Here is an 8,058-nt window from a genome sequence, read left to right on the forward strand (position 1 = left end):
CTTGACGGCTGGTGCGCGTGTCGTGCCGGTGTCCACGCGCGTGCGCGCCACGGCCGCCGAGACGCCGCGCTCCGTGTCCCCCGGACTCCCTCGCTCGCCGAGCGTGGTCGTCCTGCGGGACGCCAGCGTACGTCGAGAAGAATGCGGAGGACATGGCGAAGAAGGACGGCGCCATCGAGGTCGAGGGGCGGGTCATCGAGCCGCTGCCCAATGCGATGTTCCGGGTGGAGCTCGAGAACGGGCACAAGGTCCTGGCGCACATCAGCGGCAAGATGCGGCAGCACTACATCCGGATCCTCCCCGAGGACAAGGTCGTGGTGGAGCTGTCGCCCTATGACCTCTCGCGCGGCCGGATCGTCTACCGCTACAAGTGATCACAGCCTCGGGATCAGTGAGGAAGAGGACGTGAAGGTCCAGCCGAGCGTCAAGCGCATCTGCGCCAAGTGCCAGGTGGTCCGCCGTCACGGGCGGGTCATGGTCATCTGCGACAACCTGCGCCACAAGCAGCGCCAGGGCTGACGCGCCCCGACCGGGCACACCGGGCCGACGCGCCCACCCGCGGCCTCCGGGCCGCACACCAGATACCTCCCCGCACCTACGTCGGCTCGAGAGATCGTGCCCCGGCGGAGCACCCCCGGCACGGGAGGCCGGGGCCCGGAGCGTCCGCGCTCCGGGACGGGCAGGGAGCCAGACCTCCCGGACGACACGAGGAGCACGTCGCCACATGGCACGACTCGCCGGCGTCGACCTCCCCCGCGAGAAGCGGATGGAGATCGCGCTGACCTACATCTTCGGGATCGGCCGCAGCCGAGCTCGCGAGATCCTCACCGAGACCGGCATCGACTTCGACCTGCGGTCGAAGGACCTGTCGGACTCGGACGCCGCCACGCTGCGCGCGTACATCGAGAACCACTTCCGGGTCGAGGGCGACCTGCGCCGCGAGGTCCAGGCGGACATCCGGCGCAAGGTCGAGATCGGCAGCTACCAGGGGCTGCGGCACCGCCGCAATCTCCCGGTGCACGGGCAGCGGACGAAGACCAACGCCCGATCGCGCAAGGGCCCCAAGAAGACGGTTGCCGGCAAGAAGAAGGCCGCGCGCAAGTAGTCGCGCGCCCGACACCCCCGAAACGGAAGAGAAGAGATGCCACCCAGGACTCGCCAGGGCGCGGCCGGGGCCAAGAAGGTCCGCCGCCGGGAGAAGAAGAACATCTCCCACGGCCACGCGCACATCAAGAGCACGTTCAACAACACGATCGTCTCGATCACCGACCCCACCGGCAACGTCATCAGCTGGGCGTCGGCCGGCCACGTGGGCTTCAAGGGCTCGCGCAAGTCGACGCCGTTCGCCGCGCAGATGGCTGCCGAGAACTGCGCCCGCAAGGCCGCCGAGCACGGGATGAAGAAGGTCGACGTCTTCGTCAAGGGCCCGGGCTCGGGCCGTGAGACCGCCATCCGTTCGCTGCAGGCCGCGGGCCTCGAGGTCGGCACCATCGCCGACGTCACGCCCCAGCCGCACAACGGCTGCCGTCCGCCGAAGCGTCGCCGGGTCTAAGGCCGGAGAGGAGACAACCCATGGCTCGTTACACCGGCCCCGCCACCCGCAAGTCCCGCCGTCTCAAGGTCGACCTGATCGGCGGCGACAAGTCCTTCGAGCGTCGCCCGTACCCGCCGGGGCAGCACGGCCGGATCCGCATCAAGGAGTCCGAGTACCTGCTGCAGCTGCAGGAGAAGCAGAAGGCCCGCTTCACCTACGGCCTGCTCGAGAAGCAGATGCGCGCCTACTACGAGGAGGCGAACCGTCGCGAGGGCAAGACCGGCGACGAGTTCCTCAAGCTCCTCGAGTCGCGGCTCGACTCGGTGGTCTACCGGGCCGGCCTCGCGCAGACCCGTCGTCAGGCCCGTCAGCTCGTCGGGCACGGCCACTTCCTGGTCAACGGCCAGAAGGTCGACGTCCCCAGCTACCGGGTGACGCAGTACGACATCATCGACGTCCGGGAGAAGTCCCGGAACATGCTGCCCCTCGTGGTGGCGAAGGAGAACTTCGGCGAGCGCCCCGTCCCGGGGTGGCTGCAGGTCGTCCCGGACTCGCTCCGGGTGTTCGTCCACTCGCTCCCGGAGCGGTCGCAGATCGACACGCCCGTCCAGGAGCAGCTCATCGTCGAGTTCTACTCGAAGTAATTCGGTACCCCGGCCCGGGCAGCCTGCTCGGGCCGGGTCGGGTTCGGCGTCAAATAGCGGACGCCGCATCGGAAGGAAACCGTACGTGCTGATCTCTCAGCGTCCTGCCCTCTCCGAGGACGCCATCGACGACACCCGTTCCCGGTTCGTCATCGAGCCGCTGGAGCCGGGCTTCGGCTACACCCTCGGCAACTCGCTGCGCCGCACTCTGCTGTCGTCCATCCCGGGCGCGGCCGTGACCAGCATCCGTGTCGACGGGGTCCTCCACGAGTTCACCACCGTGCCGGGGGTGAAGGAGGACGTCACCGACATCATCCTCAACCTCAAGGAGCTCGTCGTGAGCTCCGAGGAGGACGAGCCGGCGACCATGTACCTGCGCAAGCAGGGCCCGGGCACGGTGACCGCGGGGGACATCGTCCCGCCGGCCGGCGTGACCGTGCACAACCCCGACCTGCACATCGCGACCCTGAACGACCAGGGCCGCCTGGAGGTCGAGCTGGTCGTCGAGCGTGGCCGTGGGTACGTCCCGGCCGCGCAGAACAAGGCCTCCGGCGCCGAGATCGGCCGCATCCCGGTCGACTCGATCTACTCGCCGGTGCTCAAGGTCAGCTACAAGGTCGAGGCGACCCGCGTCGAGCAGCGCACCGACTTCGACAAGCTGATCCTCGACGTCGAGACCAAGCCGTCGATGACGCCGCGCGACGCCATCGCGTCCGCGGGTCGCACGCTGGTCGAGCTCTTCGGGCTGGCCCGGGAGCTCAACGTCGACGCCGAGGGCATCGAGATCGGGCCCTCGCCCGCCGAGGCCGACTCGATCGCCGCGTTCGCGATGCCCATCGAGGACCTCGACCTCACGGTCCGGTCGTACAACTGCCTCAAGCGGGAGGGCATCCACACCGTCGGCGAGCTCGTCGGCCGTTCGGAGGCCGACCTGCTGGACATCCGCAACTTCGGTGCGAAGTCCATCGACGAGGTCAAGATGAAGCTGGCCGGCCTGGGCCTCGCGCTCAAGGACAGCCCGCCCGGGTTCGACCCGTCGGCCGCGGCCGCGGACTACCCGTCGGAGGGCTTCGAGTCCTACGGCTCGGACGGCGGCTTCGGCGGTTACGGCGTGTCCGACGACGACGGTCAGGACTACGCCGAGACCGAGCAGCTGTAAGCAGTCCCCTCTTTCAGCAACTCTGACGTGCTGCCCCCGCCCGGCCCGCTCGCGGGCCGGGCGGAAAGGCGTCACGAGACAGGAGCAGTGACATGCCCCAGCCCACGAAGGGCCCGCGCCTCGGTGGTTCCCCGGACCACCAGAAGCTCATGCTGGCCAACCTGGCCACGTCGCTCTTCACGCACGGCCGCATCCACACCACGCGGGCCAAGGCCGAGCGCCTGCGCCCGTACGCGGAGCGGCTGATCACGAAGGCGAAGAAGGGCGGCCTGCACAACCGTCGCCTCATCGCAGAGCAGATCCGCGATAAGGACGTCGTGCACCGCCTGACGGCCGAGATCGGCCCGTTCTTCGCCGACCGTCCCGGCGGCTACACCCGCATCATCAAGACGCTGCCGCGCAAGGGTGACAACGCGCCCATGGCGGTCATCGAGCTGGTCAACGAGCGGACCGCGTCCGCGGAGGCCTCGCAGGCCACCCGCACCGCGGCCCCGCAGACCTCCTCGGGCCCGGGCGCCGAGGTGGGCGGCACGGCCACCGGTGCGGCGGCGACCGCGGCGACCATCGCGGCCGCCGAGTCGGACGCCTCCCCGGAGCCGGCGGAGCCGACCGACGCGGCCGACACCGTCGCCGAGGACACCGGCACGCAGGACACCGTCACGGAGGACGCCGACTCGTCCGCGACCACCTCGGCGGACGCCACCTCGGACGACGACTCCGTCCCCGAGGAGATGGCCGAGAACGCGGCGTCCGCCGCCGGTCTCGACACCTCGGAGGACGCGGACTCGTCCGCGACCACCGACGGCGAGAAGTCCTGACCGACAGCACCACCGACACGACGGGTCCAGCTCCGCTGCGCTCCGTGTCCCACCGCGAGCCCGCTCCCGACCCCGGGGGCGGGCTCGCGGTGTCTGTCCGGCGGTACCGGCTCGACCTGGCCTACGACGGCACCGACTTCTCGGGGTGGGCGCGCCAGCCCGGGCTGCGCACGGTGCAGGGCGTCCTCGAGGACACCCTCGCCACGATCTGGCGGGTACCCGTCGCGCTGACCGTCGCGGGACGCACCGACGCCGGGGTGCACGCCGACGCGCAGGTCTGCCACGTCGACCTGCCGGAGTCGGTCGCCATCCACCCGGGCCTCGTCGGCCGGCTCGCGCGGATGCTGCCACCTGATGTCAGGGTGCGGGCGGTCTCGCCGGCGCCCGCGGGATTCGACGCGCGCTTCTCCGCGTTCCGGCGCCACTACGTCTACCGCGTCAGCACCGCCCCCTGGGGTCCGGAGCCGCTGCGCGCCCGCGACACGCTGCGCTGGCCGCGCCCGCTCGACGTCGGCGCCATGGACGAGGCCGGCCGCGGCCTGCTCGGCGAGCACGACTTCGCCGCCTACTGCCGCCCGCGCCCCGGCGCGACGACCGTCCGCGAGCTCCAGCGCCTGGAGTGGACCCGCGAGCCCGGCGAGACCGGCGTCCTCGCCGCCCGCCTGTCCGCCGACGCGTTCTGCCACTCGATGGTCCGCTCGCTCGTCGGCGCGCTCCTGGCCGTGGGGGAGGGCCGGCGACCGGTGTCGTGGCCCGCGGAGCTCCTCGCGGCGCGCGAGCGCTCGAGCGAGGTCACCGTCGTCGCCGCGCGGGGCCTGCGCCTCGTCGGCGTCGACTACCCCGGCGACGAGGACCTCGCCGCCCGCGCCGCGATCACGCGCCGTCGTCGCGACGAGGTGTGAGGGCGTGAGCTGGTGTCAGCGGAGTGCCGTCGCTGACACTGGACGTCCGTAACGCCACGCGCTCGGTCCGGGGATGGTCACGCTCCGCTGCCGTACGGGCGGGTGAGGATCTCGAGGTTGTGGCCCTCGGGAGAGTCGAAGTAGGCGCCCTGCCCGCCGTCGTTCGTGTTGTGCCCGGGTCGGCGGTGACCGGGGTCGGCGAAGGTCGGGACACCGCGCTCGCGCAGCCGGTCGGTGATCGCCGCGAACTCGTCGTCGGGGACGAGGAACGCGTAGTGCTGGGAGTGCGGGTCGGCGACGGTCATGTAGTCGAGGCTCGTGCCGTGCGCGACCTCGACGACCGTGAAGGGCCCGAAGTGCGTGGGCGCGGGCAGGCCGAGGACCTCGGTGAGGAAGGCCGCGCCGGCGTCGGGGTCCGGGGACTCGACGATGGTGTGGTTCAGCTCGATGCTCATGGGCTTCACGGTCCGACCTCGAGCAAGGTCGAGGTCAAGGGGTCGCGACCGTGATCGTCCCGTCGGCCTCGACGCGACAGGGGTGGGCGACGAGGTCGCAACCGCCGGGATCGATCCCGCGCCCCGTGGCGGCGTCGAACGTGTAGCGGTGGTTGGCGCAGGTGAGCACGCCGCCGGCGAGCGTGCCGCGTTCGAGGGGCCAGGCGCGGTGCGGGCAGCGGTTGTCGTAGGCGCGGACCCCGTCGCCGACGCGGACGAGCAGGACGCGCCGCCCGCCGACCATCACCGCGCGCATGTCCCGCAGGTCCTCGAGGGCGAGGACCGGCGTGAACCCGGCGTCCGGCGCGTCCATCAGCACCTCCTGGCGACCCGGAGCGAACCGGGGCCAGCGTGGCGGTTACTGGCTGGTATCCCTCGCCTGGCGAGGGATACCAGCCAGTATCCGAGCAAGGGCCGGCAGGCGGGCGTCAGTCGCCGCGGCGCACGGGACCGAGGATCGCCGTCTCGCGGGGGCCGGTGACGAGGTCGACGCGGCGCCACAGGTTGCGACCGAGCAGCACGACGCCGCGGTCGGGCAGCGTGCGCAGCGTCTCGGTCATGGCGGGGGACAGGCGCCAGAGCCGGCCCGCGAGCTCGGCCTCGTGCGGGGGCAGGCGCTGGATGAGGACGAGGTCGGCGTCGTCGGCGAGGTCGGAGACCGCGGGGACCAGCGACGGGAGCACGACGAGCGTGGTCCGGCGCGGCCGCCGCGCCGGCGCCGGGCCGCGGGCGGTGGCGCCCCGGTCGTGGACGAGCAGCAGCGGGTCGGCGTCGGGGACGGCGAGGTCGGGCGGGAGGTCGCCGACGACCCGGACGCGCGAGTCGGCGGCGTCCTGCACGGCCTCCCACACCGGCGGGCGGCCGGTGACGACCACCGCTCGGGCCCCGGCCCCGACGGCCCGCAGCGTGACCTGGCGCGCGAGGTAGAGCCCGCCGAGCAGCACGACACGCGTCGGGGCGGGGCGGACCAGGGTGACGGCCACGGGCTCGCCGTCGGGGTCGGCGCCCAGGACCACGCCGGCGGGGCGCACCGGCGGGCCGAGCGGGTCGAGCAGCGCGGGCGACACCGAGAACGTCGGGGCGAGCTCGGGGTCGGCGCGGGTGGGGGCGGTGCGACCGGCCGGGCCCGGGGTGCTCACGGCCGGGCCCCCAGCGGGAGCGTGGCCGCGAGCCCGGCGGCGTGCTGGCCGTCGAGCGCGTCGAGCGCCACCCCGAGGGCGTGCCCGCGGGCGACGAGCTCGCGGCCGCACTCCTCGAGCGCGTCGGGGGTGTCGGCGGTGAGGCGCACGGTGCCGCGCAGCCCGACGGTGCCGGACCGGGGATCGGGCTCGAGGGTGAGCGCCAGCGTGCTGGTGCGCCCGGTGGTGGCGGTCAGCCCGGTGAGGCGCTCGGGGACGTCGGGCCACCCGGTGACGGCGTACGCGGCGTGCCCGACCTCGCCGACGACCACGGCCTTCCAGTGCTCGACGAGCCTGCTGCCGTGACCGGGGGTGTCGGCGGCCTCCGTCGCGGCGTCGAGCACCTCGTCGGCGGCGAGCGGGCGCACGGGCGTCCCGTGGTCGGCGAGCACCCGCCCGATCCGCGCCAGCGCCCCCACCACGGCCCGGTGGGCGCCCAGGACGCCGCCGCCGCGCTCGGCGACCGCGTCGGGGCAGCGCGCCGGGTCGAGGCGCACGACGAGCCACGCCTCGCGCCGCGACAGCGCCGGCAGGGACCCCAGCACCTCGCGGTAGGCCTCGGCCGCCGGGGTGTCGTCGTCGACGGGGCGGCAGTGCCACAGCGCGCTGACCGCGTCGAGCACCACGCCCCGGTCGGCCAGGCACCCGGCGAGCGCGGCCAGGGGGAAGGACGTGGAGTCCGACGGGACCAGCGTGGCGCCGCCGTCGGCGCCCTCGGGATCGAGGGCGAGGACCGCGCTCCACCCGCCACCGTGGCCGAGCAGGCCCACCTCGCGGCCCTCGTGGTCGCGGGCACGGGCGACGGCCAGGTCGCCGGTGAGCAGCCGCAGCGTGCGCAGGCGCGGGTCGACGTCGTCGGCGGCCTGCTCGGACTCCCGCTCGCGGACCCGCACCCGGAACCGCAGCGCCAGCCCGATCCACTGCACGAGCCAGCGCCGGCGCACCCGCAGCAGGCCGACGAGCAGCCCCGCGGACAGCACCACCCCGGCCAGCGGCAGGAGCCGGCGGTCGACGGCCACCAGCGCCACCGCGACGGCGAGGCCCACCTCGACGACGACGATCGCGACGAGCGGGACCCGGCCCAGCGCGGGCCCGGAGGGGCGGCGCTGCACGGTCAGCGTCATCGCGCGGCCCTCCGGCGCATCCCGATCACCGCACCGAGCACGACGAGCACCGCGACCCCGCCGGCGACGATCCACCCGACCGGGGCGCCGGCGCTCGCGGGTGGCGCCGGGGCCTCGGCGCGCACCCCGGGGCCGGTGCGCGGCGGGCCCCCACGCACGGCGGCGGCCGCGTCGAGCACGCCGTAGCCGGCGGCGTCGTCGCGCG

General features: G+C 73.7%; 12 protein-coding genes and 1 pseudogene. 8 read left to right on the plus strand and 5 right to left on the minus strand.

What is annotated here, in order from left to right; all coding sequences use genetic code 11:
- The first annotated feature begins 152 nt into the window (after window positions 1–152).
- From infA to truA, 8 genes are all read left to right on the plus strand, one after another.
- Complete coding sequence (gene infA, locus ACFPK1_RS31685; protein ID WP_030532868.1) at window positions 153–374, plus strand: translation initiation factor IF-1; 222 nt, start codon at window positions 153–155, stop codon at window positions 372–374.
- A gap of 31 nt (window positions 375–405) precedes the next feature.
- Window positions 406–519, plus strand: a complete 114-nt coding sequence (gene rpmJ / locus ACFPK1_RS31690) for a 50S ribosomal protein L36 (protein WP_018330934.1) — start codon at window positions 406–408, stop codon at window positions 517–519.
- Window positions 520–724: 205 nt separating this feature from the next.
- Window positions 725–1,105, plus strand: coding sequence for a 30S ribosomal protein S13 (gene rpsM, locus ACFPK1_RS31695; protein ID WP_274280613.1), 381 nt, complete (start codon window positions 725–727; stop codon window positions 1,103–1,105).
- Window positions 1,106–1,141: 36 nt separating this feature from the next.
- Window positions 1,142–1,552: a 30S ribosomal protein S11 gene (rpsK, locus tag ACFPK1_RS31700; protein ID WP_133829598.1), complete on the plus strand. Its 411-nt coding sequence runs from the start codon at window positions 1,142–1,144 to the stop codon at window positions 1,550–1,552.
- Between the two features lie 20 nt (window positions 1,553–1,572).
- The gene (gene rpsD / locus ACFPK1_RS31705) at window positions 1,573–2,178 is read left to right on the plus strand and encodes a 30S ribosomal protein S4 (protein ID WP_337707389.1); all 606 of its coding nucleotides are present in this window, start codon (window positions 1,573–1,575) and stop codon (window positions 2,176–2,178) included.
- 85 nt (window positions 2,179–2,263) lie between these two features.
- On the plus strand, window positions 2,264–3,337 hold the full coding sequence (locus tag ACFPK1_RS31710) for a DNA-directed RNA polymerase subunit alpha (RefSeq protein ID WP_274200589.1): 1,074 nt from the start codon (window positions 2,264–2,266) through the stop codon (window positions 3,335–3,337).
- 92 nt (window positions 3,338–3,429) lie between these two features.
- Window positions 3,430–4,155 (plus strand): 50S ribosomal protein L17, encoded by a 726-nt coding sequence (gene rplQ, locus ACFPK1_RS31715; protein WP_378024918.1) that lies wholly within the window; start codon window positions 3,430–3,432, stop codon window positions 4,153–4,155.
- 44 nt (window positions 4,156–4,199) lie between these two features.
- Window positions 4,200–5,057, plus strand: a complete 858-nt coding sequence (truA, locus tag ACFPK1_RS31720; protein ID WP_378024919.1) for a tRNA pseudouridine(38-40) synthase TruA — start codon at window positions 4,200–4,202, stop codon at window positions 5,055–5,057.
- 77 nt (window positions 5,058–5,134) lie between these two features.
- Here truA and ACFPK1_RS31725 read toward each other — a convergent pair whose 3' ends face one another.
- From ACFPK1_RS31725 to ACFPK1_RS31745, 5 genes and pseudogenes are all read right to left on the minus strand, one after another.
- Entirely contained in the window at window positions 5,135–5,512 is a 378-nt protein-coding gene (locus ACFPK1_RS31725; RefSeq protein WP_378024920.1) for a VOC family protein, read from the minus strand.
- Window positions 5,513–5,546: 34 nt separating this feature from the next.
- Window positions 5,547–5,864: a Rieske (2Fe-2S) protein gene (locus ACFPK1_RS31730; RefSeq protein WP_378024921.1), complete on the minus strand. Its 318-nt coding sequence runs from the start codon at window positions 5,862–5,864 to the stop codon at window positions 5,547–5,549.
- Between the two features lie 115 nt (window positions 5,865–5,979).
- Window positions 5,980–6,690, minus strand: a complete 711-nt coding sequence (locus ACFPK1_RS31735) for a hypothetical protein (RefSeq protein WP_378024922.1) — start codon at window positions 6,688–6,690, stop codon at window positions 5,980–5,982.
- A complete protein-coding gene (gene eccE / locus ACFPK1_RS31740; protein WP_378024923.1) occupies window positions 6,687–7,853 on the minus strand; it encodes a type VII secretion protein EccE in 1,167 nt (388 codons plus the stop codon). The genes ACFPK1_RS31735 and eccE overlap by 4 nt, the downstream gene beginning before the upstream one ends.
- A pseudogene (locus tag ACFPK1_RS31745) lies at window positions 7,850–8,058 on the minus strand (hypothetical protein); the annotation flags it as partial. The gene eccE and the pseudogene ACFPK1_RS31745, both read right to left, overlap by 4 nt.

The sequence above is a fragment of the Actinomycetospora rhizophila genome, assembly GCF_042657905.1.
Lineage (GTDB): Bacteria > Actinomycetota > Actinomycetes > Mycobacteriales > Pseudonocardiaceae > Actinomycetospora > Actinomycetospora rhizophila.

Bases quoted from the DNA above. Each gene is read 5' to 3' on its own strand.
- infA (WP_030532868.1), top strand. From the start codon at position 153: ATGGCGAAGAAGGACGGCGCCATCGAGGTCGAGGGGCGGGTCATCGAG.
- rpsM (WP_274280613.1), top strand. From the start codon at position 725: ATGGCACGACTCGCCGGCGTCGACCTCCCCCGCGAGAAGCGGATGGAG.
- rpsK (WP_133829598.1), top strand. From the start codon at position 1,142: ATGCCACCCAGGACTCGCCAGGGCGCGGCCGGGGCCAAGAAGGTCCGC.
- rpsD (WP_337707389.1), top strand. From the start codon at position 1,573: ATGGCTCGTTACACCGGCCCCGCCACCCGCAAGTCCCGCCGTCTCAAG.
- rplQ (WP_378024918.1), top strand. From the start codon at position 3,430: ATGCCCCAGCCCACGAAGGGCCCGCGCCTCGGTGGTTCCCCGGACCAC.
- ACFPK1_RS31725 (WP_378024920.1), bottom strand. From the start codon at position 5,512: ATGAGCATCGAGCTGAACCACACCATCGTCGAGTCCCCGGACCCCGAC.
- ACFPK1_RS31730 (WP_378024921.1), bottom strand. From the start codon at position 5,864: ATGGACGCGCCGGACGCCGGGTTCACGCCGGTCCTCGCCCTCGAGGAC.
- eccE (WP_378024923.1), bottom strand. From the start codon at position 7,853: ATGACGCTGACCGTGCAGCGCCGCCCCTCCGGGCCCGCGCTGGGCCGG.